The sequence below is a fragment of the Methylobacillus glycogenes JCM 2850 genome (genome assembly GCF_000617925.1).
Lineage (GTDB): Bacteria > Pseudomonadota > Gammaproteobacteria > Burkholderiales > Methylophilaceae > Methylobacillus > Methylobacillus glycogenes.
In genome coordinates this window covers 135,643-159,152 of the sequence record NZ_BAMT01000003.1, presented here as the reverse complement: position 1 = coordinate 159,152, position 23,510 = coordinate 135,643, and the positions used below count along the sequence as shown (strand labels likewise).

The 23,510-nt window shown below is 54.5% G+C and carries 15 protein-coding genes, 3 tRNA genes and 3 pseudogenes; 6 read left to right on the top strand and 15 right to left on the bottom strand.

Features of this window, described 5'->3' with window-relative positions:
• Positions 1 to 50 precede the first annotated feature (50 nt).
• Complete coding sequence (locus JCM2850_RS06895; protein ID WP_025870739.1) at positions 51 to 1,262, bottom strand: LLM class flavin-dependent oxidoreductase; 1,212 nt, start codon at positions 1,260 to 1,262, stop codon at positions 51 to 53.
• A 374-nt stretch (positions 1,263 to 1,636) separates the two neighbouring features.
• On the opposite strand from JCM2850_RS06895, the gene JCM2850_RS06885 reads away from it, so the two are divergent.
• From JCM2850_RS06885 to JCM2850_RS06875, 3 genes are all read left to right on the top strand, one after another.
• Positions 1,637 to 2,974, top strand: coding sequence for an acyl-CoA dehydrogenase family protein (locus JCM2850_RS06885; protein WP_025870737.1), 1,338 nt, complete (start codon positions 1,637 to 1,639; stop codon positions 2,972 to 2,974).
• A 42-nt stretch (positions 2,975 to 3,016) separates the two neighbouring features.
• Positions 3,017 to 4,345 (top strand): metal-dependent hydrolase family protein, encoded by a 1,329-nt coding sequence (locus JCM2850_RS06880; RefSeq protein WP_025870735.1) that lies wholly within the window; start codon positions 3,017 to 3,019, stop codon positions 4,343 to 4,345.
• Positions 4,346 to 4,746: 401 nt separating this feature from the next.
• Positions 4,747 to 7,041, top strand: coding sequence for a TonB-dependent receptor (locus JCM2850_RS06875; RefSeq protein WP_081774986.1), 2,295 nt, complete (start codon positions 4,747 to 4,749; stop codon positions 7,039 to 7,041).
• A 158-nt stretch (positions 7,042 to 7,199) separates the two neighbouring features.
• Here the strand turns inward: JCM2850_RS06875 and JCM2850_RS21600 are convergent, their stop codons facing one another.
• Positions 7,200 to 7,346 carry a hypothetical protein gene (locus JCM2850_RS21600; protein ID WP_159105134.1) on the bottom strand — a complete coding sequence of 49 codons (147 nt, stop codon included), beginning with the start codon at positions 7,344 to 7,346 and terminating at the stop codon, positions 7,200 to 7,202.
• 106 nt (positions 7,347 to 7,452) lie between these two features.
• Between JCM2850_RS21600 and JCM2850_RS17730 the strand changes: the two genes are divergently transcribed.
• Positions 7,453 to 9,870 carry a TonB-dependent receptor plug domain-containing protein gene (locus JCM2850_RS17730; protein WP_148301211.1) on the top strand — a complete coding sequence of 806 codons (2,418 nt, stop codon included), beginning with the start codon at positions 7,453 to 7,455 and terminating at the stop codon, positions 9,868 to 9,870.
• 80 nt (positions 9,871 to 9,950) lie between these two features.
• Here the strand turns inward: JCM2850_RS17730 and JCM2850_RS06860 are convergent, their stop codons facing one another.
• The 9 genes and pseudogenes from JCM2850_RS06860 to JCM2850_RS06815 all read right to left on the bottom strand — a co-directional run bounded on the left by JCM2850_RS06860 (position 9,951) and on the right by JCM2850_RS06815 (position 16,225).
• On the bottom strand, positions 9,951 to 10,730 hold the full coding sequence (locus JCM2850_RS06860; RefSeq protein ID WP_036265687.1) for a hypothetical protein: 780 nt from the start codon (positions 10,728 to 10,730) through the stop codon (positions 9,951 to 9,953).
• Positions 10,724 to 11,728, bottom strand: a complete 1,005-nt coding sequence (locus tag JCM2850_RS06855; protein ID WP_148301210.1) for a hypothetical protein — start codon at positions 11,726 to 11,728, stop codon at positions 10,724 to 10,726. Before JCM2850_RS06855 ends, JCM2850_RS06860 begins: the two co-directional genes overlap by 7 nt.
• Before the next feature lie 360 nt (positions 11,729 to 12,088).
• Positions 12,089 to 12,164, bottom strand: a tRNA-Gly gene (locus JCM2850_RS06845).
• Between the two features lie 27 nt (positions 12,165 to 12,191).
• A tRNA-Cys gene (locus JCM2850_RS06840) sits at positions 12,192 to 12,265 on the bottom strand.
• 75 nt (positions 12,266 to 12,340) lie between these two features.
• Positions 12,341 to 12,416: transfer RNA gene (locus JCM2850_RS06835), tRNA-Gly, on the bottom strand.
• A 60-nt stretch (positions 12,417 to 12,476) separates the two neighbouring features.
• A complete protein-coding gene (gene pgsA, locus JCM2850_RS17725; protein ID WP_036265686.1) occupies positions 12,477 to 13,043 on the bottom strand; it encodes a CDP-diacylglycerol--glycerol-3-phosphate 3-phosphatidyltransferase in 567 nt (188 codons plus the stop codon).
• A pseudogene (gene uvrC, locus JCM2850_RS17720) lies at positions 13,043 to 14,841 on the bottom strand (excinuclease ABC subunit UvrC). The gene pgsA and the pseudogene uvrC overlap by 1 nt, the downstream one beginning before the upstream one ends.
• Positions 14,842 to 14,908: 67 nt before the next feature.
• Entirely contained in the window at positions 14,909 to 15,094 is a 186-nt protein-coding gene (locus JCM2850_RS06820; protein WP_025870725.1) for a tautomerase family protein, read from the bottom strand.
• A 57-nt stretch (positions 15,095 to 15,151) separates the two neighbouring features.
• Positions 15,152 to 16,225, bottom strand: coding sequence for a cation diffusion facilitator family transporter (locus JCM2850_RS06815; protein ID WP_025870723.1), 1,074 nt, complete (start codon positions 16,223 to 16,225; stop codon positions 15,152 to 15,154).
• A 216-nt stretch (positions 16,226 to 16,441) separates the two neighbouring features.
• Between JCM2850_RS06815 and JCM2850_RS17715 the strand changes: the two are divergent.
• Positions 16,442 to 17,292: pseudogene (locus tag JCM2850_RS17715) on the top strand (23S rRNA (adenine(2030)-N(6))-methyltransferase RlmJ).
• 108 nt (positions 17,293 to 17,400) lie between these two features.
• Entirely contained in the window at positions 17,401 to 17,943 is a 543-nt protein-coding gene (locus JCM2850_RS06805; protein ID WP_036265684.1) for a TIGR00645 family protein, read from the top strand.
• A gap of 43 nt (positions 17,944 to 17,986) precedes the next feature.
• On the opposite strand, the gene JCM2850_RS06800 is transcribed toward JCM2850_RS06805, so the two are convergent.
• The 4 genes and pseudogenes from JCM2850_RS06800 to JCM2850_RS20405 form a co-directional block, all read right to left on the bottom strand.
• Complete coding sequence (locus JCM2850_RS06800) at positions 17,987 to 18,583, bottom strand: DUF3016 domain-containing protein (protein WP_025870719.1); 597 nt, start codon at positions 18,581 to 18,583, stop codon at positions 17,987 to 17,989.
• A gap of 183 nt (positions 18,584 to 18,766) precedes the next feature.
• A pseudogene (gene acnB, locus JCM2850_RS17710) lies at positions 18,767 to 21,333 on the bottom strand (bifunctional aconitate hydratase 2/2-methylisocitrate dehydratase).
• 688 nt (positions 21,334 to 22,021) lie between these two features.
• The gene (locus tag JCM2850_RS06785; RefSeq protein ID WP_036265681.1) at positions 22,022 to 22,924 is read right to left on the bottom strand and encodes a polysaccharide deacetylase family protein; all 903 of its coding nucleotides are present in this window, start codon (positions 22,922 to 22,924) and stop codon (positions 22,022 to 22,024) included.
• Positions 22,925 to 23,095: 171 nt separating this feature from the next.
• Positions 23,096 to 23,428, bottom strand: a complete 333-nt coding sequence (locus JCM2850_RS20405) for an EF-hand domain-containing protein (RefSeq protein WP_025870716.1) — start codon at positions 23,426 to 23,428, stop codon at positions 23,096 to 23,098.
• Positions 23,429 to 23,510: the final 82 nt, after the last annotated feature.

The window sequence follows — 23,510 nt, the reverse complement described above, 5'->3', positions numbered from 1 at the left end:
TGGATGAGGTGTGATTAATTAATACTGCAATCAGCTAGCAAAACTAGCCCCTATGCGGCCAGGCTTTTGCTGTCCCTGGACTGATCATCTGCTAGGGTTTTAGCCTTCACTGCCAGTTGCGGCAGCTCATAGCCATGGTCTATGTCTAGCAGGGGGAACAGCAGATCGGCCACGCGGTGCGCCTCTTCTATCAAGGGGAAGCCTGAAAGAATAAAGGCCGACGTGCCATGCGCTTCATACTCGCGTATACGCTCGGCCACCTGGGCAGCACTACCCACCAGATAGGTGCCTGCGGCCGGGCCGAGGATATTGAAGCCGAACAGACTGGGGCCTAACCAGACATTGGGATAGATTTCCAGATCGCGGGCCTTGGGCAGGCGGCCAGCGCGTATGGTGTCAAGATTGCGCTGTATCTGCGGGTCAGCGCTGACATAGGTTTCCAGCGTTTCACCTGGCGGCAGCTGGCGCTCTATGCTCTGACGGGCAGTTTGCAGCGAGGTACGTTGCAACAGGCGCTCGGCATGTTCCCAGGCCTCTTCCTCAGTCTCGCGTACGATAATCTGCAAGCGTGTGCCATAGGTCAGCGTGCGGCCTATCTTGGCTGCCTCGGCGGCAACCTTGGCAAACTTCTCCCCCAGCTTGGGTGGGGTATTGGCAAAGCTCAGGTACACATCAAGCAATTGCACCGAATGCGCCACGCCTGGGCCAGAGGTGCCCGCACCCCATAACGGAATACCCGCAGGCTGCACAGGCTGGTGCCAGCCACCCAGCGGGTGATTGGCGGCGGCAGCATGCCTGGGGGTCAGCTTGACGTACCGTCCATCGTAACCCTCGGTTTCACCCGCGTAATAGCCCTTGAAGGCACGCCAGTATTCCAGGCTGAAGTCATAACGTTCGTCATGCGGGTAATGCACGCCCACGGTAGCCAGGCCAGCATCGTTGCCATTGACCACATTGAATAGCAGCCTGCCATCGGAGAACTTATCAAAGGTCAAAGCCCATTTGGCCAGAATGGCAGGTGACACCTCACCGGGGTGCTGAGCCACCAAAAAGCGTAAACGCTTGGTGGCATCTATCAGTGCCGCAGAAACCGCCAGACTTTCATTGGGGCTAGAGCCCAGCAAAGAGCCGTAATAGCCCAGGCGGTCAGCCGTGACCGCAATCTGTTTCAGATGATCGAAATCCGTGTTCCAGCGTCCCTCCGCTTCCCAGGGGTAAGGGCCATCGGGGGTGGTGAGATACCAGAGAATCTTGACTGCCATGAGGTCGTCCTAGTGCATGCGTTATGGATACTTGCTTATAGCGCCGCAGCCAGCGCTTGAAGCGCGGCTGTGGGCTGGCAGTTTTCAGCAATACTCATGCCAGAGCGCGCTCCGCGTGCAAGCCCTTGAATACAGGGCTGTAGTGCCTGTTCACAGCCTTTTCAGTGGTGATTTAGCAACAGCAAGTGTTGGATTACTGCTTGCCTATCAACAGCCAATACGCCTCTTGTTTGCAGTGAAAAAACCAGCCCTCCCGCCAGCACTGGCTTGCCGGGCCACAAGCAGGCTTGGCAGCTGGTTGGCGCAAAATTTGCTCAAACCCAGCCACGCTACCCACAGGCATTCCACACGTCCGTTGAACAAAGGTTGAATTTATGAGTAAGGCCGAACTGAACATCGCCGAAAACACATTGCTATCCCAGGCAGATACGCACTCAGATACAAAAGTCATTCTGGGCAAAATCAAGACTGAAGCCGAAGCCATTGCCGTGGCCAAGGAAGTAGCCAAAGAGATCGCCAAGCTGGCAGCAGACCCTGCGCAGAATGATCAACTGCCGCGCCAGCAGGCAGAACTGCTGTCTTCCAGTGGCTTGACGGCCATAGGGGTAGCGCGTGAATTCGGTGGCCTGGGTGCCTCGGTCGCCACCATTGTGGAAACGGTACGTCTGGTATCTGTAGCCGATGGCGGCGTTGGGCAGTTATTGCAGATTCACAACGTGATGTTGCGCGGCCACTTTGCTGGTTACGCGCCTGAGGCACGCCAGCGTTTAATCTCCGATGTTCTCGCAGGCAAGCGCCTGGGTAACGCGCTGGCCGAAGTAGGCGGCAAGAACAAGTTCTCGCTGAAAACCCGTATTGAACGCCGTGAAGACGGCAAGTTGATTCTTAACGGCAGCAAGTTCTACTCCACAGGCTCTTATCTGGCTGAGTGGATTTCACTGACAGCCAGCTCTGATGAAGGCGGCGCAGGGGTATTGCTGCACCGTGACACTCCTGGCCTGACCCTGGTGGATGACTGGGCTGCCTTTGGTCAGCAGCATTCCGTCAGTGGCACCGTCATTTTCGACAATATCGAGCTGGATGAACATTATCTCGGACGTCGTCAGGGCCCGATGAAGCGCACTGGCCTCACTTTCCCGCAGATTTTGCATGCGGCGATTGATACCGGCATTGCCGCTGGTGCCCTGCAAGCTGCGGTGGAGTATCTAAACCAGCATGCTCGTGCCTGGGTGGAAAGCGGCGTGGAAAAAGCTACCGATGAACCACATATCATCAAGCGCATAGGCGAATACGCGGTGGAGATACGTGCGGCAGAAGCCCTGCTGCGCTATGGCGCAGAAGTGTTTGGTCAGCACGACAACGACCCGGACAACAAGGAATTGCAAGATGAACTGATTCTGGCTGTGGCCTCGGCACGTGCGCAATCTGACAAGGCCTCGCTATATATCTCCAGCGATATCTTCTCGCTGCTGGGTGCCAGCGCCTCCCTGACCAAGTGGAATCTGGATAGATTCTGGCGCAATGCACGCGTGCATACCACCCACGACCCGATACGCTGGCGTTTGCACCACGTAGGCAACTACTACCTCAACGGCGTGGACCCTGGCGAATATACCGCCATCCTCAATGCCAAGCAGGCTGAAGGGGTTGCCAACGCAAATGCCAATGGCAATGCCAGCCCAGCGGCTGCGGTGACCAGCATACAGCGCTAAAACAAAAGCCAGAGCTTAATAACAACAAGGAAAGACTAGCCTATGTTCCCCTCCTCCCCCCTGCGTTCACGACTGGGCATCTTCAGTGCCAGCCTGTTGCTACAGGCCAGTGTATTGCTGCCCGCCAATCTGGCCACTGCAGCCAACGCCCCGACATCTGCGCCCGCAGCCGCGCCTGAAGCGCTGACTGCGGTCAAGGCTGCGCATCTGCTGGATGTCAAATCCGGCAAGCTGATTGATCAGGCGGTGATCCTGATTGAAGGTGAAAAAATCAAGTCCGTAGGCAGCAAGCTGGCTATCCCCGCCCAGGCCCGCATTATCGACCTGGGTGACAGCACGCTGCTGCCTGGCTTGATAGATTCCCATGTGCATCTGGGTGGCTACGGCCCGCGCGTAGGTACAGCGCGGGGCGCACTGACCGGGGCCAAGCAGGCCAAGACAACGCTGGAGGCGGGGTTTACTGCACTACGCACCATGGGCGGCCGCGCCTTCACTGGTATTGCGCTACGTGATGCCATCAATGATGGCGATATTGTGGGCCCGCGTATCTATGACGCGGGCAGCCTACTCACCACCACTGGCGGCCATTGCTCGGGCCAGGGCACGGCCCCTGAAGATGACAAGGACGGCCCTGGCGTTGCCAATGGAGCTGAGGCTTTTGAGCAGAAGGTCAGGCAGCAATTTAAGTATGGCGCTGACTTTATCAAGGTCTGCATTACCGGCGGATTTATGAGTGGCACCGACCCCCGCGTGACGCAGTTCAGCGAGCAGGAATTACAAGCTGTGATCAGCACCGCGCATAGATACGGCAAGAAAGTAGCCGTGCATGCACATGGTGCCGATGGTATACGCCTGGCCGCCAAGCTGGGGGCAGACAGCATAGAGCACGCCTCACTGCTGGATGACGAAGGCCTCAAGCTGCTGAAGCAATATCAGGTGCATATCACGCCTACCCTGGCGATTGACAGCCTGGCGCGCGAGCATGCCGTAACAGCAGGGGCCAATGCCGCCACCCTCAAGACTCTGGAGCAGACCGCCAGCCTGCACAAGCAGAATATCGCCCGCGCCATCAAGGCTGGCGTGCCTGTGCTGTTTGGCACCGACGCCCCCATCACACCGCATGGCACCAATGCCATTGAGTTCCGCTTTTTGGTGGAAGCTGGCCTGACACCACTGCAAGCGATACAGGCGGCCACCCTCACCCCGGCGAAATGGCTGGGCGCTGAAGACAGCATAGGCAGCCTGGAGCCTGGGCACTATGCCGACATCATTGCCGTCAGCCAGAACCCCTTGAGCAATATCCGCACGCTGGAACAGGTGCAGTGGGTGATGAAAGGTGGCAAGGTGTATAAAGAAACACGCAAAGACTAGCGCTTTGAGCCCACAGGTAACAAGGCGCTTTGCAGGCCTTGTTACCTGTATCAAGCGCTGGATTATCCGCGCAGTATTATCCGCGCATCCCTAGCCATATTCCCGCTACTGCTGAGCTACAAACACCGACTGTTGTGCGCCACTCAGCAGGCTGCTGTTTAGTCAGCAGTCTGTCAGCACATCAATTCAGCGCCTGGCTAACCCTTAGCCACGCCATGATTTATTTTATTAAAAATCAATAACTTAACCTATAGCATTGCGTCCAAAATCCTGCCCCAGCGCTTGGCATACTAAGTGCTATTCCCCTGATCAGGCATGGCATCTTGCAGCGCTTGCATATGGCTCATACATAACAAGCTGCCGGGCCATGCGCTTCAAACTATTTAATCAGAGAGGCAATAATGAAACAGGGGAAGATGCAGCAACCGCGTCACCAATTAAAAGGCATCTGGCTGGCATTTGCGCTGGCCGGCATCAGCCAAATCGCATTCGCCGCTGACGAAGTCAGCGCCAATGCCAGCAATGAAAAAAGCAGCGAAAAAGATGCTTCAGTAAAAGACCCAGTCGCGCTTAAGGCTGTGACCGTGACCGCCCAGCGCCGCGTGGAAAACGCACAGAAAGCCGCAGTGGCAGTTTCTGTGGTCAACACGCAAACCATTACCGCTGACGGCGTACGTGCCATTGGTGATATCACCACCTTTGTCCCCAACGCTGCCGCCAAAAACCCGGATGGTGATGGCCGTCCACGTTGGTATATTCGCGGCCTGGGCACTGGTGATACTGGTGCGGCTACCGTCTACCCTGTTGGTATCTATGCCGATGACGTCTTCCTCAGCGCGCCTATCGCGGGCGGTGGCCCCTTATTTGACCTGGAGCGTATTGAAATCCTGCGTGGCCCACAAGGGACTTTATACGGCAAGAACACCACGGCTGGTGCGGTCAACATCATTTCCAAGAAGCCGACTTTTGATACCGAAGCCTATGCCACTGTAGGCATAGGTGAAAAAAGCGAGCGTATTGTCACTGGTGCTGTTGGTGGTGCGATCCTTGACGAACGCCTGGCTGGCCGTGTCTCGGTTTACTCTGAAGAGCGCGATGGTTTTGGCAAGAACCTGACCACTGGCAATAGCTATGGTGACGTCAACAAAAAGGCTATCCGTCTGCAATTGCTAGCCCAGCTGACCCCTAACCTCGATGCGTTGCTGAAGGTGCACGCGCGTGAATTCAAGGGTGATGGTAGCAATGGCTCCCTGCCTATCGGCACTTATAGCGGTTACACCCGCCCACGTGGCCGCAGCTTGGCACTCAACGTTGATGAAGACTACAAGCTGGAGCATGAAGGTACATCGCTGACCTTCAACTGGGACTTGTCCGGCTATAAGCTGACCTCGATCACCGCCTATGACTACATACGCAATCAGAACTTCACTGATGCCGATTACACGCCTTATGAGTCCAATGGCCGTACCGACAGCGACAATCGCTACCGTCAATACTCGCAGGAGTTCCGCCTGGCATCCCCGCAGGAAGACAAGCTGCGCTGGTTGCTGGGTACGCATTACTTCAAGGAAACCCTGGATAGCTCTGCCCTGCGCACCAAACTGCCTGGCCTGCTGGCCAACGGCACCAGCAATCAAACCGGGGCAACCAACGTGGTTTATCGTGACCTGAACTTCAATCATGAGACCGAAAGTATTGCTGCCTTTGGTAACGTCAAATACGACTTTACTGAGCAATTTACCCTGGGTGGTGGCTTACGCTGGACGCAGGAAAAGAAAGATATTGATCTTAACCTGGCACAACGCGTGAATAGTGGTGGTGTATTAGTACCGCTGGCAGGCGCTGACAACAATGGCTCCAGCAGCCGCGACAAAACCTGGGAAGCCTGGACTTGGGACCTGACACCGGAATACAAGATCAGCGAAAACGCGCTGGTGTTCTTCCGCTATGCCAAGGGCTTCCGCTCAGGTGGCTTCAACACTGGTTTGTCAGGTGGCTTATCTGGCCTGACCACGGTAGATCCGGAAAAGCTTGATTCCTATGAAGTTGGTGTTAAATCCAATTGGTTCAACAACCGTCTGACGGCCAATGCCAACGCCTTCTACTATGACTACAAGGATATCCAGGTCAACCTGCTGACCGTCAACAACGGCGTCCTGACTACCGCGCTCACCAATGGTGCCAAGGGTGAAGCCAAGGGTCTTGAACTGGAACTGGAAGCTCAGGCGACAGAACGTCTGCACTTGCGTGCGGCTTTGTCCTATCTTGATACCGAGTACAAGAACTTCAAGAACGTTAACCCAAACACTGGTGCAGTAACAGGTGATTACAGCGGCAATAGTTTTGTCCGCTCACCCAAGCATGTAGTGGCCCTGGGTGCTGACTATACTTTACCGTTCATCAACGGCACCAAGCTGATTGCCGCGGGTGACTTCAGCTACCGCAGCAAGGAATACTTCCTGGCTGACCGCCAATCTGAAGACACTTTGAGCCAGGATGCTTACACCATAGGTAACGCCAGACTGACCTGGGTAAACAGCAATGACAAGATCAGCCTGACCGCTTTCGTCAATAACTTCACTGACCGCAAGTATCAGGTACATGGTCGCCCGAATGGTGCACAGGCACTTGGGCAATACGTGGTGACTTATGGTAACCCGCGCTTTGCTGGTCTTAACCTGACCGTACGGTTCTAAACCTCAAACGCTGCAAGCACACAGCCACAGCTGCCTCTGGCAGTTTGTGGCTTTTTTTCGTCTAGGCACCGCAACAAACCACCTCCCTTTACCTGCCTGTCCATCAGGCATCAGCCATGTTTCATCTGACACAGCCCAAGTGACCGCAGCGCAACTTTTCAGCAGTATTTTTCTGTGTCTACCGTTTCAAAAACACTTAAAACTTCATTAAAAATCATACAGATAAAAACACCTCCTCTTTCCAGCCCAATCATTGGGGTTTTGGTATGCAGATTGCTGATTGCATAGCTCAGCAGTGTCACCAAGGGTCCACCCTGCACGCTGCGCGCAACAGCAAAACAATTCAAAAATATAAAAGGGGACCAATTTGAATTTCCAACGTACACCTTTGCAGCTGGCCATCAGCCTGGCTTGCATTTCCTTGTCGCTCCCGGTTTGGCTGAGGAAACACCTAAAGCCTCGGGCGAGAATCTGGATGCCGTGGTCATCATAGGCACCAACCGCAGTGACATCACCGCGCTTGAAAGCTCAGCCCCGGTGGATGTGCTGTCCAGCGAGCAATTACTCAACACGGGCGCCCAGGATTTATCCGGCGCATTGACCGCACTCTCGCCCTCCTTCAGCTATCCGCAATCCCCACAAGGGGCATTTGCTGGCTCCATCGCCCAGGGTGCATCCCTGCGCGGTCTGGCCTCTGACCAGGTGCTGGTGCTGATCAACGGCAAGCGCAGGCATACCAGCGCCAATGTCACACGCCAGGGCCTGGTCAATGGTCGAGGTGCGGCTGCAGTGGATTTGAGCCTGATTCCGCTCACCGCGATTCAGCGTGTGGAAATCCTGCGTGATGGTGCGGCTGCGCAATATGGCTCAGACGCGATTGCCGGGGTGATCAATATTGTGCTGAAACAAGCTGAAGATGGCGGCAATATAGGCTACCGCTTTGGTGGCTATGACAAGGGCGATGGCCTGCAGCGCAAGCTCAGTGGCTGGAAAGGTTTCAGCTTGCCCAATGATGGTTTCCTCACCCTGAGCTTTGATGCAGGCAGCCAGGACCCTGCCAGCGATACCAATCCGGACAATCGCTTGTTCTATCGTGGCTCTACCAGCATCAACACACCATTGGAACAAAACAACCCCAACCGCACCTGGCGCTGGGGTTCCGGCAATGTCTCGGATCAATACAACTTCTTTGCCAACTCTGAGTTTGGCATTACCTCCAGCCTGAGCGCCTATGGCTTTGCCAGCTATGGCCACAAGACCACCGATGCGGAAAGCTTCTTTGACCCGCCCACCGCTTTGTATAACACCTTTGGCAGTACAGCATTTGCGCGCTACCCGGATGGCCGTGTGCCTATCACGCGTTATGGCCTGGAAGACTACTCCGGAACTGGCGGCCTGCGCTTCGATGCCGATGATTGGGGAAAATTTGACCTGGCATTGAGCTATGGCAAGAACATCGTCAAATCCACAGACCTGAACGCGATCAACCCCAGTTACGGTGCAGCCAGCCCTTCCACTATCTATACCGGCAAGCGTGCGTTTGACCAGACCAACCTGACGCTGGACTGGACCAGGGATTTCGCCAAGGGCGTGTTCTACAAACCCGTGACCCTGTCTGCGGGCATCGCCTGGCGCAAGGAAAACTACAAACTCACCGAGGGTGAGCCCGCAGGCTGGCAAAACGGGCCTTTATACTTCACGACTGACCCGGTCACCGGGCGCCCGCTGCCGGGTTATTACTCCGGCATCACCAATGTAGATGCAGCCTCACTGGATAGACGCGTGCTGGCTGCCTTCCTTGATGCCGAAACCCATTTCACCGAGAAACTCAGCGGCGGTGCTGCCATCCGTACCGAGGACTATTCCGATGTGGGCAATGCCACCAACGGCAAGCTCTCGCTGCGCTTTGAGGCCACCCCAACCTTTGCCACCCGCGCCACCGCCAGCACTGGTTACCGTGCACCCTCGCTGGTGCAAAGTGGCTTTTCCTCATTCAGCGTGCAAGTGGTGGAACGCCCCACTGGCAGCGGTAATTGGGTAGAAGTGCCACAACGTACCCTGCGCGCAGATAGTCCAGAAGCCGCCTTGCTCGGTGGCAAGGCACTCAAGCCAGAGAAATCACTCAACTTGTCACTGGGCTTTGTCTGGAAACCGATAGAACGCGGCTCGGTAACACTGGATGTGTTCCAGATCGACATCGACGACCGTGTCACGCTCTCTGATCAACTGGCTGAGAACCTGGTCGCCCCGGTGTTTGCAGGCACGCAATATAGCGGTATCAGGAGCGCAGCTTTCTATACCAATGTTGCCGATACCCGCACACGCGGTTTCGAGCTGACCGGGCAATACCTATGGGAGCTGGAACGCTACGGCCGCATCAACTTCACGGGCGGCTTCAGCAAGATCTCAACCGACATCACCAAGCTGCGCGATGTGGGCAATATTCGCGGCTCACAAATCGTCGGCCGCGCCACGCAGGGGCTGATAGAGGATGGCACGCCGGAAAACAAGCTGGTGCTGGCCGCCAACTGGGTCTACGGCAATTGGAGCGTAAATATTGCCCAGCGTCGCTATGGCGAATGGACAGCGCGTAACGCCACCAATGCCGCGCTGGATCAGACCTTTAGCCCACAGTGGGTGACGGATCTGGATGCCTCGTATAAATTCAACAACAAGCTGCGCTTATCCATAGGTGCCATCAATCTGTTTGATACGCATCCGGACAAGCTCAAAGGCACGCAGTTGTACGGCGTGCCCAAGTACAGCATTACCTCGCCTGAAGGGGCACAGGGGGCGTTTTACTACACCAGCTTGAGCTACGATCTGTAGTCAGCAGCAGTTCTTAGACCCACATAAAAGCGCCGGCAGACACCGGCGCTTATTGTTTATATTGCTGGAGAGGATGCCGTTTATGAAGCAGCGGTGCCCTCTAAACCATAGGCGTGTGCAATCCGCTCAAGTATTTCATTGAGGAAAACCGACCCCAGGTTCAAGGCTTGAGGGTCAATGCTAATGTCTGCTGCCACCACCCGCAGAAACCTGCGCATGTCCTCTTTAATTGAATCTGCCAAGGGAATGCTGGTAGCTGCGGTGAACAGCTGTGACAAACGTAAAATATCGTTGACGTGTTTGCGGATACTCTTGGCATCAATATGCTCGCCTTGCTGCTTTCTATCCGTCATCTCCAGCCAGGCAACGGCCTTGAGCGGGATCAGTCTGTCCGCCCTCACCCAAGATAAGCCATCTGTGTTCTTAGCTCCATCCATGATGAAGGCATAATAAATATCATTAAGCAGAATGGCTGAAAGACTGGATACCGCATCCTCGAAAGGAATTGGTGTCAGGTGTCCGCTCGCAATGGGACGCAGAGCATCCGGTGCTCTAGCAAATAATTCAAGCATTACCGGAAAACGCTGATCAGCTGGCTTCTGAAATCGATAAAATGCTGGCTTCCCTGTCCCACTGACCTGCCTAACTTCATAAGCCCCAGCTTCGATGAACGCCCAGAAAGTCTGGCCAAAAGCGGGGGTCAAGGCCTCTACATGCAGCACGATATCCAGATCCTTGGTGGCCCGGAATTCGAGTGCATTTTCTTCCATGGTCAAGCTGGCAGCTGTTCCACCGATGAGCACATACTGATCGGCATACGCTGCAAACCATTCCCGGAATACATCCAGTCCTTTTACCATGGCAATTGCGCTTCCAGTTCATCCAGCGCACTTTGTACGCGCTCGTCAGAATTGTCCCGCAAGCTCAGGATCAGCGAAAGTGGATCTACAGTATCACTACCTGGAAGTAGTGCAGGTGCATAACTCCATAATTGCCATTCATATGCGCCAATCTGCGCTTCAGGCAACACATCCACCGCCGAATTCAAGGCGTTCCATACGCTAAGGCTGATAGCCTGCACAGGCACCCGGGGATCGTTCAACATGGATAGACTGGCAAGCGCTGTCAGCCCGGCCAGCCGTGTGCTGGGGCTTCCCGCAATTGGCCCATTGGTCCAGGCGACACGCTGAACAGGACTGCGCAAGCGCTGCAAAGCCTGATGCCAAATTTCCCTGGGCTGGCCCGGTATTTCCAATACTTGCACCCGGCCTTGCTTCTGTGTATTTACCAGTCCGGTGGCAGCCAGCTCGCGCATCGCACGTGAAAGCGTCATTGGCGTATAGCCAAGCCGTTGTGCGGTTTCTGCCGGATGCCATTCATGTGTCCATGTTGGTCGCAACAAAATTGTGATGAGAATGGCCTGGGCCGAAGGGCTTAGCTTTTCGGCATTAATTCGGGGGCGTTGACGAAAATACTCGCGCAAATCCAGCCCCAAGTCGGGTAGATAAAGTTGATTGCCGGGTACGACAAAGGCTACCTTCTGCTCAATCAGCCGCTTGCGCTCATAGGAGGTCAGCGCCTCGACAGCATAGATGACGGGCAATGCAGTGAGCTCTCGTATTTTCCCCAGCCTGATTCGTAAGTCGCTCAACGTTCCAGGCGTATGGTGATATTGGTCAAGCGCCAACAACACAGGCGCTCCATAAATATCCAATCTCCAAAACTCGAAGGCATCGCGCAGATAATAGAGTAAATCACGCACTTCCTCCGCCCGGCACCCCGTGGGGGGAATGCCTATGGTGGTGTGGAGATAATCTAGAACACGTTGAATTAGCAGGTTAGTGGCCATCTTCGACATTTAAATAACAATATATTTGCACGATAACACTACTGTTGTTATCGTGCAATTCATCGTTATTATGAGAGCCAAGGCGCAAAGATAATAGAAGAAGTCATGCAGGCGGTGGATAGCTGGCAGGATGTGGCACGCAAAACAGGGATATCCAGCGCAGAGATAGAACTGGGCGCAAGTGCCTTCTCAGCCCACGCGCAGTTTCGCGCACAGAATATATAAAGGTTAGAAGCGGGTTGGCTGTGGAATATTCACATGCTGACTGCATGCCATGACGCGCTGCTTGAGCAAACCAGACTGCGCTATGTAAGATCACCGCGCAGATAAACAAAAAGGGAGAAAACCGAAGTTTTCTCCCTTTTTAATTGGAGCGGGAAACGAGGCTCGAACTCGCGACCTCAACCTTGGCAAGGTTGCGCTCTACCAACTGAGCTATTCCCGCATTGCTTTGCAGCAAAACTATTTCACCTGGAGGCGCGAACCGGAGTCGAACCGGTCTAAATGGCTTTGCAGGCCACTGCATAACCGCTTTGCTATCGCGCCATAAGCACTATCAGAAACACTTTGGAGTATCTGATAAAAAAGGAAAGCGCGCTGTGCGCTTTCCTTTTTCTAATCTGGAGCGGGAAACGAGGCTCGAACTCGCGACCTCAACCTTGGCAAGGTTGCGCTCTACCAACTGAGCTATTCCCGCATCGAAAGAAGGCGCTATTCTAAGGATTTTGCGCCATGTGTCAAGCGTATTTCAGCGCCTTTAAGCAGCCTTCATACGCGGCCAGGCGGCCTTCAGATAGTAAGCCATTGACACCAATGTCAAAATTGCAGCGATGTAAATTAAGGCAATACCAAAATATCTTATATCGACTGGGCCCAAGGGGTCGTCGTAGAGCAAAAACAGGATGGCAGCCATCTGTACCGCGGTCTTGACCTTGCCTATATAAGCCACCGCCACACTGCCGCGCTCGCCTACGCCCGCCATCCATTCACGCAACGCGCTGATGGCTATTTCCCGGCCTATGATGATTAATGCCACTACCGCCCCTACCCTATCCAGCTCTATCAAAAGCACCAGCGCAGCCGCCACCATGAGTTTATCCGCCACTGGGTCGAGAAAGGCACCAAAGGCCGAGGTCTGGTTGAGCACACGTGCCAGATAACCGTCAAACCAATCAGTAATCGCGGCAAAGGCAAAGATAAAGGTGGCCAGCACGTTTTTGTCGTGTATGGGCAGGCTGCTCTCCGGAAGGTAGAAGATGCCGACAAACACCGGGATGGACAGGATACGCATCACGGTCAGGCTATTGGGTACATTCCAGAACATCAGTGCAACTCCTCATAAATTTTGACAGCCAGGGCATGGCTGATACCCTCGACCTTGGCGATTTCATCGACGCTGGCATTCTTGACCCCATCCAGGCCGCCAAATTGCGTCAGCAGGCTCTTGCGGCGCTTGGCGCCTATGCCGCTGATATCTTCCAGGCTGGAATGCATGCGTGCCTTACCGCGCTTGGCGCGGTGCCCGGTAATCGCAAAGCGGTGCGCCTCGTCGCGTATCTGCTGTAACAGATGCAGGCCGGGGTGATCTTTCTTCAGGCCTACCGGGGTATCGCGCTCGGGGAAAAACATCTGCTCCAGGCCGGGCTTGCGCTCCTCGCCCTTGGCAATACCCACCAGTTGGATATCCGCCAGGCCAACTTCGTTCATGACTTCGACAGCCACGCCCAGCTGACCCTTGCCGCCATCAATAAACACCAGGTCGGGGCGCTTGCCCTCGCCTGCTGCCACCTTGCGGTAGCGCCGTGTCAGTGCATCCCGCATGGCGGCATAGTCATCGCCCGGGGTAATGCCAGTGATATTGTAGCGGCGATATTCGGAGTTCTGCAGGTTGCCCTTGTCAAACACCACGCAGGAAGCCACGGTGGCCTCGCCCATGGTATGGCTGATATCAAAGCACTCTATGCGCTCTGTGGTTTCTGGCAGCGCCAGGGCTTCACGTAGCGATACCAGACGTGCGTTCTGGTTGGCCTGCTGTGCCGCACGCTGGCTTAAGGCCAGCTCGGCATTGGTATGCGCCATTTTGAGCCAGACGCGCTTGTCGCCTATGGGGTTGGTGTTGATCTTGATCTTGCGCCCCGCCTGCTCGCTGAAAACTTCCTCAAAGGTTGCGGTCTCTATTGCCACCCCCAGAATCAACAGCGGCGGAATACCACTGGCCACATAATGCTGCTCAATAAAGGCCTCCATGGTTGTTTCGGCATCCGCACCATCGGCATTACGCGGGAAGAAGCTCTTGTCTCCCAGGTGATGGCCACCGCGTATCATGACCAGGTTCACGCACCACTGCCCCTGTAGCTCGGCACAGGCAATCACATCAGCATCGCTGACATTGAAATCATTGACGAACTGCTTGGCCTGTACCTGGCGCAGGCTCTGGATGCGGTCGCGGTAAACGGCCGCGCGTTCGTATTCCATCTCCTCGGCGGCTGCATTCATCTTGTCGCCCAGTTCCTGCATCACCTGCTGCTCCTTGCCTTGCAAAAACAGGCTGGCATGCATGACATCGTGGCGGTAATCTTCCTCGCTGATAAAACCTACGCAGGGTGCGGTACAGCGCTCAATCTGATGTAACAAGCAAGGCCGGGAGCGGTTGGCAAATACGGTGTTTTCGCAGGTGCGCAGGCGGAACACCTTTTGCAGCAACTGTATGCTGTCGCGCACCGCCACTGCATTGGGGAATGGACCAAAGTACTGATTGCCCTTGCGTTGCGCACCACGGTGAAAAGCCAGCCTGGGATAGCTATCCCCAGTGAGCGAAATATAAGGGTAGGATTTATCGTCGCGGAACAAGACGTTGTAACGCGGCATATGGCTCTTAATCAGGTTATTCTCAAGCAGCAGCGCCTCGGCCTCGGAGCGGGTTACTGTGGTTTCTATACGGACGATATGCGACACCATCATGCGCGTGCGCGGTGACGGCAGGTTTTTCTGGAAGTACGAAGACACGCGCTTTTTCAAATCGCGCGCCTTGCCGACGTAAATCACCTGATCCTCAGCATTGATCATGCGATAGACGCCGGGCAGGTTGGCAGGTTTTTCAGTACTGGTTTTGGGTCAAACATAATGATCGCTGGCCATCAGCATGACCAGGCTTAATTTACTAGCGTAGGTTAAGGGCTTGAGAATGGATCAGTCGCTGTCTATCAGTTCGCCCGCCACCGCCCAGTTTTCACCTTCTATCTCGTCAAAAGTGATGTAGGTATAGGATTTGGGCTTTTTGGCGATACGTTCCAGCGTATCGGTAATTTCTGCAGCAATCTTGGATTTCTGCTCGCGGGTCAGGCTACCCGCCACCTTGATATTGACATAAGGCATTTCAGGCTCTCCTCATTTCTAGAGATTTAACTAACTCTGGGCAACGTTGCTGCACATCTAGTGCGCATGCTTATGACCATGCTGATGGCCGTCATGATGATGCTCGGCCTCATGGTCATGATCATCATGACCATGATTATGATCGGTATGGTTATGATGGTCATGATGCCCATCACCATGATGTTCCTGCGCCTTGCTGGTCAACCAGCAACCGCCCGCGGCATGTTCCTGCGCACTGGCCAATTCCGGCTGGAGGGTGACATGCTCGATATTGAACCTGTCATGCAGCATATGGCGTAAGCGCGTCAGCAAGGCATGCCAATCCTGCATATCTTCCAGCACCACATGCGCCGAAAGTGCGGTTTTTTCTGAGGATAAAGACCAGATATGCAGGTGATGAATGCCGCGTACCTGATCAGTGGCATTCATGGCCTGCTCTACCGCCTGGATATCCAGATGCAGCGGCACGCCTTCCATCAGCACGTGCAGCACTTCACCCAACAGGCGCAGGGTAGAAACCAAAATCAGGATGGAGATAAAAATGGAGAGCAAGGGATCAATCGGCATCCAGCCCGTGAAGTAGATCACAGCCCCGGCAATCACCGCCGCCACTGAGCCCAGCAAGTCACCCAGCACATGCAGCAAAGCAGCCCGGCTATTGAGACTGCTGTGGCCTTTGTGCAGTATCCAGGCCACTACGATATTCACCAGCATGCCGATGAAAGCGATCAGCATCACCTCGCCGCCCTTGACCAATTGCGGCTCGGCAATTCTTTGCACAGCCTCATAGACAATGCCGCCTATCACCACCAGCATCAGCAAGGCGTTGATCAGCGCCACAATCACCTCGGCGCGTACCAGACCAAAATTATGCTTGCGCGTAGCAGGCTTGCGCGCCACCCAGCTGCCCAGCCAGGCCAGTGCCAGTGCCAACGCGTCCGACACCATATGTCCGGCATCACCCAGCAGGGCCAATGAACCTGTCCACCAGCCGCCTATGGCCTCAACCAGGGCAAAGCCTGCAATCAGGATCAATGGCAACAGCATGGAGTTGTGGCCGCTGGCACTTGCCCCATGCGCAGCATGGCCATGTGCGCCATGATGATGCCCGTGATGATGATGAGTTCCCATAGGGGTGTAATGCTAGCAGGCATGAGCATAAGTCGCCATCTCAATATCAGCGCAGGCTAAGCCTACAACCCGATTGATACTCTGTTGTTCTGTCTGAGCACTGCCTACTGCCCAATACAAGCATGATCGCGATATGGAGCTATGATTTGGCTGACCGTCCCTTATAATGTCGGCCAACACCATCACCAATCCCGCCCTGCGGCAGTCACTTACCCCATGCTCAGCTATCGTCACGCCTTCCATGCCGGCAACCATGCCGATGTTCTCAAGCATTTTGTGCAGCATGCGGTGTTGGAGTATCACAACCAGAAAGACAAACCCTACTGGTATATCGATAGCCATGCAGGGGCTGGGCTGTACTCGCTGGATCAAGGCTATGCCGCGCAGAACGCCGAGTATGAGCAAGGTATTGCCAGGCTGTGGCAGGCTGACCCAGACACGCTGCCAGCCGCCTTGCAAGCGTTTGTCGCCAGCATACGCAGCCTTAACTCCGGCAACAGGCTAACGCGTTACCCAGGCTCACCAGCTGTGGCGGAGTTATTGTTGCGCCAGGTAGACCGTATGCGTTTGTTCGAGCTACACCCCAGCGATGCCAAACTATTGCAGCGGCATTTCAAAGAAGCAGGTCGTCAGGTAAGGATAGAACAGCAGGATGGCTTTGCTGGCCTGAAGTCAGTGCTGCCACCACCACCGCGCCGCGCGGTTGTGCTGATAGACCCGCCCTATGAAGAAAAGCGCGATTACCAGCGCGTGGTGGAAGCCCTGGCCGATAGCCTGCAACGCTTTGCCACTGGCACTTATATCCTCTGGTACCCACTGCTACAACGCCCCGAGATTGCACAGATGCAACAAAAATTGCATAAGCTGGGCGCCAGTAGCTGGCTGGATGTGACGTTCAGTGTGGCTTCGCCTCTGTCGATGGTTTTGGCATGCATGGCAGTGGCTTGTTTGTGATCAACCCACCCTGGACCTTGCCCGCGATTCTGGAAGAAAGCCTGCCAGTGCTAAGAGAACATCTAGCGCTGGATGATGGCGCGCGCTATACCCTGCAACACCATATTCCCTGATTGCCCATCAATTTCAGGCACAGCTCACTTTAATATTTCACTTCAATATTATCCCTTTGAAACTCCACCTTTGAACCAGACGAAGAACCCAGCATGAAAGGAAAGAAAATGCAGCCATCCCCCAACCCCACCAAAATGCGCCCGCTAAGCGCTATCCTGTTTGGCAGCCGCTGGCTGCAACTGCCACTGTATCTGGGCCTGATTGTGGCGCAACTGGTCTACGTGGTTCACTTCATGAAAGAGCTGGTGCACCTGATAGAGCGCCTGCCCAATCTGCATGAAGCCGACATCATGCTCATGGTGCTGGGCCTGATAGACGTGGTGATGATCTCCAACCTGCTGATCATGGTGATTATTGGCGGCTACGAAACCTTTGTCTCGCGCCTCAACCTGAACGGCCACCCCGACGAACCCGATTGGCTGTCCCACGTCAACGCCAACCTGCTCAAGGTCAAGCTGGCCATGTCCATCATCGGCATCTCCTCCATCCACCTGCTCAAGACCTTTATCAATGTGGAAAACCTTGATGTGACTACCTTGAAGTGGCAAACCATCATTCATATGGCCTTTATTGCCTCTGCGGTTTCCATTGCCTGGATAGACCGCATCATGGCGCACTCGGATCACCAGCCACCTCAGAATAAGCACTAATCAATCAGTGACCCATCCAAGCCCCTGCTGGTCAGGGGCTTTTTTATTGCGGCGGGCTGAAGCTGCGCCTTAACCAGTCATCCATCAAGGCTTTTTCATGCCGCACACTATCCATGCTGTTAGGGCTCAAGTTCATCAGGTAGTTAGGATTACTTAAGTGCGCTTCCCCGTCCTTGAGCACTTTCCCCTCGGCATCGCGCAGTTGATAGCGCAGCGCAATACGCGGCGGATAAATATGCTTGATCATGCGGATATCCTGCCCAGGCGTGTTCCAGGGTTCAAACGCCCCCGCCATATCAATATCCAGAATGGAGATAGTCAGGCTTTGCCCTGCGTTCAGATAGCTCAAGGCTTGCTTGGCAATATGCTTGCTAAGCTGATCCAGATAACTACTGTTGGGTGGGCCATACTGGCTGCTAGCAATATCGGTGAATTTCTCCGGCTGGATATATTCGACGATGACAGGTGGTCTGGGAGCCTGGCTAGGTGCCTGGCTGGAGGCTGGGGAGTCCTGGGATGTGATAGCACTAGTATTGTCAGGCGGCGGTTGCTTAATCTCCACAGCTGCCACTGCCTCCTGCAGGCAGACGACCAACCATAAAGCTAGAACAGCACGTCTGGACTGGTTTTTGATTTTCATTGTGACACTCCACCTAGATTTAGGCCTCAAGTGACGGCTCAGGCTTATATTGACCGCGAATATCTTGCAGAGTCTGGGATGGGCGGCTCGGTTCCCTCAGCCCTCAGTTCACGGCAATAAAAAACCCAGGCCTGCATGAAGCAGACCTGGGTTTTTAACAAATCAGAAAACTCGCAGCCAGCCTTAGCTTGCTACTTCCGCAATCGGAATCACCTTCTTGCCGCTGTACTCTGCCATTTGGTCAAAGTTGAGGTACTTATAAATATTCTCGGTGTTGCTGAGCTTGTCACCCACCGTCGCCAGGTATTCTTCTACCCCAGGGATGCGGCCCAGACGTGCGCACACCGCCGCCAGTTCTGCAGAACCCAGATAAACCCTGGCGTCCTTGCCCATGCGGTTATCGAAGTTACGCGTGCTGGTTGAGAACACTGTGGCCTTATCGGCTACGCGTGCCTGGTTACCCATGCACAAGGAGCAGCCAGGCACTTCGGTTCTGGCACCAGCCACACCAAATACGGAATACACGCCTTCGTCACGCAGTTGCGATTCATCCATGCGCGTAGGTGGTGCAATCCACAAACGGGTGGGGATATTGCCTGCGCCTTCCAGCACTTTGGCAGCCGCACGGTAGTGGCCAATATTGGTCATGCAGCTACCGATAAAGACTTCATCCACCTTGTCGCCGACCACGGCAGACAATGGCTTGATATCGTCAGGGTCATTCGGGCAAGCCACCAGCGGCTCCTTGATCTCGTTAAGATCAATTTCCAGCACGTAGGCATACTCCGCATCGGCATCCGGCTGCAACAGGCTTGGTGCTTCCAGCCAGGCTTCCATGGCGGCAATACGGCGCTGCAAGGTTCGTGCATCTTCATAGCCGTTATCTATCATGTTTTGCATCAGCACGATATTGGACCTGAGGAACTCAATCACCGGAGCCTCATTGAGGTGCACGGTACAACCATTGGCGGAGCGCTCAGCCGAGGCATCAGCAAACTCAAAGGCCTGCTCTACCTTGAGGTCAGGCAAACCTTCAATTTCCAGAATACGGCCGTTGAAGACATTCTTCTTGCCCTGCTTGCCCACGGTAAGGTCACCCTTCTGGATGGCAGCATAGGGAATGGCATTGACCAGATCACGCAAGGTAATACCAGGCTGCATTTCACCCTTGAAGCGCACCAGCACCGATTCCGGCATATCCAGCGGCATGGCACCCATAGCAGCAGCAAACGCTACCAGGCCAGAACCGCGGGGAAAGAAATACCGATAGGAAAGCGTGTATGTGAATCACCACCCGTGCCTACGGTGTCAGGCAGAATCAAGCGGTTAAGCCAGGAGTGAATCACACCATCACCAGGGCGCAGGCTGACGCCGCCACGGCTGGAAATAAATTCAGGCAGGCTGTGCTGCAATTTAATATCCACGGGCTTGGGGTAAGCCGCGGTGTGGCAGAAGCTTTGCATGACCAGGTCTGAAGAGAAGCCCAGGCAAGCCAGTTCCTTCAACTCGTCACGCGTCATCGCACCAGTAGTATCCTGCGAGCCTACGGTGGTGATCTTGGGTTCACAGTAAGTGCCGGGACGTACACCCTTGCCTTCTGGCAAACCACAGGCTCTACCCACCATCTTCTGTGCCAGGGTATAACCCTTGCCAGTGTCTTCAGGTGCCACAGGCTGAATAAAGAGATCTGAAGCAGGCAGTCCCAGCAGCTGGCGCGCGTTATTGGTCAGGCCACGGCCTATGATCAAGGGAATACGACCACCAGCACGGACTTCGTCCGGCATGGTCAGAGGCGCCAGCGTAAAGCTCGCCAGCTCATTGCCCTGCTCGTCAAGCACTTTGCCATCGTAAGGGCGTACGCTGATGACATCACCAGTCTTCAGGCTGGACACATCGCACTGGATAGGCAAGGCACCTGAGTCTTCCGCGGTATTGAAGAAGATAGGCGCAATCTTGCCACCCAGCACCACACCCGCAGTGCGCTTATTGGGGATATAGGGAATATCGTTACCCATATGCCACTGCACGGAGTTGATCGCAGATTTACGTGACGAGCCTGTACCCACGACATCGCCAACATACGCCAGCGGCAAGCCGCGCTGCTTGAGTGCTTCTATGGTCTGCAAGCCATCGGCCATCTTGTTGACCAGCATGGCCTTGCCATGCAATGGAATATCCGGGCGCGACCAGGCATCCTGCGCGGGTGAAAGATCGTCGGTATTGGTTTCGCCATCCACCTTGAATACCACCAGGCGTAATTCCTCTGCCAGCGCGGGACGGCTGGTAAACCACTCACCCGCAGCCCAGGATTCAATCAGCGCCTTGGCATGGGTATTACCCGCCTTCATTTTTTCCGCAACGTCATGGAAGGCATCAAACATCAAGATAGTCTGCGACAAGGCCTTGACCGCATGCTCAGCCAGGGAAGTGTCCAGCAAATCTACCAGCGCCTGCACGTTGTAACCACCCAGCATGGTGCCCAGCAGTTCAACCGCATGCTCAGGGCTCACCAGCGGAGATAGGGTCGCACCCTTGGTGATATCCGCGAGGAAAGCGGCTTTGACATAAGCTGCCTGGTCAACACCAGCGGGAATGCGGTTTTCCAGCAAGTCCACCAGCGTTGCGCCCTCACCTGCTGGTGGGTTTTTCAGCAACTCAACCAGGGCGGCGGTTTGTTCGGCATCCAGTGGCAAGGGCGGCAAGCCTTGAGCTGCGCGTTCTTCTACATGTTGGCGATAAGCGATAAGCATGGTTTTCCAATAATCTACAAAGTCAGTGGTCAGCAGCATCACCAGAGAGACCCCCTTAGCTAAAAAAGCAAAGCGGAGCCAGGCTAAGCGCGGGGAGATTCTGCATGACCGGGATGCGGCAATTATACAGCGTTGCGGCACGCTTATAAAACGCTAGCCAGCTAGAACATGCAATGAATATGCCTGTTTCACAAGGTTTTTATGGGAATGAATCTTGTTTCTTTTTACTCAGCTACCTTTTCGATCACATAAGGAACTGGACCCGCTCAAAGCCCCCTCTGGGCTGTGGCTGTTCAAAATGCCACGACGGCTTACACCCTGAGTCTGGCCTGGCAAGCTGATGGCACAAGCAAGCACTCTAACGCCAGCATTGCTTTTAAAGCGCAGGGATGGCCAAACCATGATTGAATCTGGCGATCCGGATCGATCGCCGATGATGCATGGGCTGGCACCTAGCCATCTCAGCCTTCTAGTTCTGAATATATTTGCCCTGCAAAAGTGCAGGCTGCACCTTGATTGAAACCAGCCTATGAAGCCCGCACACCATACAAAATGGGGAATGTAACCTTGCGACAGTGTGATCTTGGCATGCGGGGCAGAAGAAAGATGTCATCTTTTGGGAAATGACGGAGGCATGGACTCTATGACACGGCCGACGATGCAAACCGCTTGTGCATGCCCTGGATTTTCAGCGCAATGAAGAAGCAAAAAGCGCATCTGATACTGTCGTAAACTGATAGCCCTCCGCCTGCAGACGCTCAATCACCGCAGGGAGCTGCGCAACCGTCTGAGGATGTATCTCGTGCATCAGCACTATGCCACCCTGGCGCAGCTTGATGGCGTCCAACACATGGCCAACATAGTTGGCGCGATTATCGGCATGCACTTCGCAGATTTGTGCATCCTTGGGGCCAACTTCGCCTGTCGCCGCAAAAGCCCAATCGCAGGAATCCACATGCCAGCCAACAATGGCGTATTCCAGCTCATGTAATAAGGCATTAGATGAACATGTGGCGTTGCCATAGGGGTAACGGAAGAACTTTTTGCCAGTGGCAGCCATCGCGGGCGCCAACAGTTGGTCGGTACGACGTATCTCCTGGTCTTGGCGCGCAGCATCAATATCGTGAAAATTGGGGTGCGTCCAGGAGTGGCCACCTATCACTTCATGCCCAGCATCCAGCACTTTTTGCACCAGTTCAGGATGTGCAGCCGCATGCATGCCGATATTGAAAAAACTGGCTTTGATGCCGTATTTGGCCAGTTGCGCCAAAATAATTTCGGTCTGGGTGCTGGATGGGCCATCATCAAAGGTCAACGCCACCCATTTCTGCGGTGGCGCTGTGGCAATATCAGATTCATACCGACAATGCTGTTGCAGCTTTTCTGGCTCGGTATTGAGGCGCTCTTCCATCTGGCGCGTTCTAAAGGTACGCAAATTCGCGGTATGTTCAGCAGGGCTCATCTCCTCGTGCTGCTGATCAGCCAGATCATCCGCGGCCATGGCCTGGCCCATGAGCACACAAGCGGCACTCAACACGATGACCGTGCGAGTTGCCAAACGTACAATATTCAAAGCTGCAAACAGTTTCATGATCATATCCAGAGGTTGGAAAGTCATGAAGTTTATTACAATTTACAATTTTATTGACTATAAATTGACATAATCCATTTTGGCTTTGATGCTGGGGGCTTAGGGTTTCTTGGTTGCAGCCGCATGCTGATCTGTAATTTCCAGCAATTTATCCGTCAGGGCTGAAAAGGCTTAATAAAACGATTGGGCAAAGGGGGTAGCACAGCTTTTGCCCTTGGCAGAAGACTCGAGATCATCCATGACTTTTTGCTCATAGCCCTTGCCATGCCTGGCCTCGAGATAAGCCCGCAGTTCCAGCACGCTGACTTGACCATCGCCGTCCTGGTCCATGGCTTTGAGGTTTTCCTGCACACTGGCATAAGCTGGGGCTGGCGAAGTGTCTGCTGAAGTTGTTGCTAAAGGGTCGGCAGCCACACGCTGCGCTTGCAATAGGGCCAAGGCAGTGAGTGCCAGGATGCAGGCACTAGCAGTTTGCTTCAGCACGATGGAAATAAATGCAGGCATCACGAATCCTTGGTGACTAGTCGCATTATGCGCCGCCCATACGCCATGTGCACAATTTTGTGCAGAATCCAGCCAAGTCATT

Bases quoted from the DNA above. Each gene is read 5' to 3' on its own strand.
- JCM2850_RS06895 (WP_025870739.1), bottom strand. From the start codon at position 1,262: ATGGCAGTCAAGATTCTCTGGTATCTCACCACCCCCGATGGCCCTTAC.
- JCM2850_RS06885 (WP_025870737.1), top strand. From the start codon at position 1,637: ATGAGTAAGGCCGAACTGAACATCGCCGAAAACACATTGCTATCCCAG.
- JCM2850_RS06880 (WP_025870735.1), top strand. From the start codon at position 3,017: ATGTTCCCCTCCTCCCCCCTGCGTTCACGACTGGGCATCTTCAGTGCC.
- JCM2850_RS06875 (WP_081774986.1), top strand. From the start codon at position 4,747: ATGAAACAGGGGAAGATGCAGCAACCGCGTCACCAATTAAAAGGCATC.
- JCM2850_RS06860 (WP_036265687.1), bottom strand. From the start codon at position 10,730: ATGGTAAAAGGACTGGATGTATTCCGGGAATGGTTTGCAGCGTATGCC.
- JCM2850_RS06855 (WP_148301210.1), bottom strand. From the start codon at position 11,728: ATGTCGAAGATGGCCACTAACCTGCTAATTCAACGTGTTCTAGATTAT.
- pgsA (WP_036265686.1), bottom strand. From the start codon at position 13,043: ATGTTCTGGAATGTACCCAATAGCCTGACCGTGATGCGTATCCTGTCC.
- JCM2850_RS06820 (WP_025870725.1), bottom strand. From the start codon at position 15,094: ATGCCTTATGTCAATATCAAGGTGGCGGGTAGCCTGACCCGCGAGCAG.
- JCM2850_RS06815 (WP_025870723.1), bottom strand. From the start codon at position 16,225: ATGGGAACTCATCATCATCACGGGCATCATCATGGCGCACATGGCCAT.
- JCM2850_RS06805 (WP_036265684.1), top strand. From the start codon at position 17,401: ATGCAGCCATCCCCCAACCCCACCAAAATGCGCCCGCTAAGCGCTATC.
- JCM2850_RS06800 (WP_025870719.1), bottom strand. From the start codon at position 18,583: ATGAAAATCAAAAACCAGTCCAGACGTGCTGTTCTAGCTTTATGGTTG.
- JCM2850_RS06785 (WP_036265681.1), bottom strand. From the start codon at position 22,924: ATGAAACTGTTTGCAGCTTTGAATATTGTACGTTTGGCAACTCGCACG.
- JCM2850_RS20405 (WP_025870716.1), bottom strand. From the start codon at position 23,428: ATGCCTGCATTTATTTCCATCGTGCTGAAGCAAACTGCTAGTGCCTGC.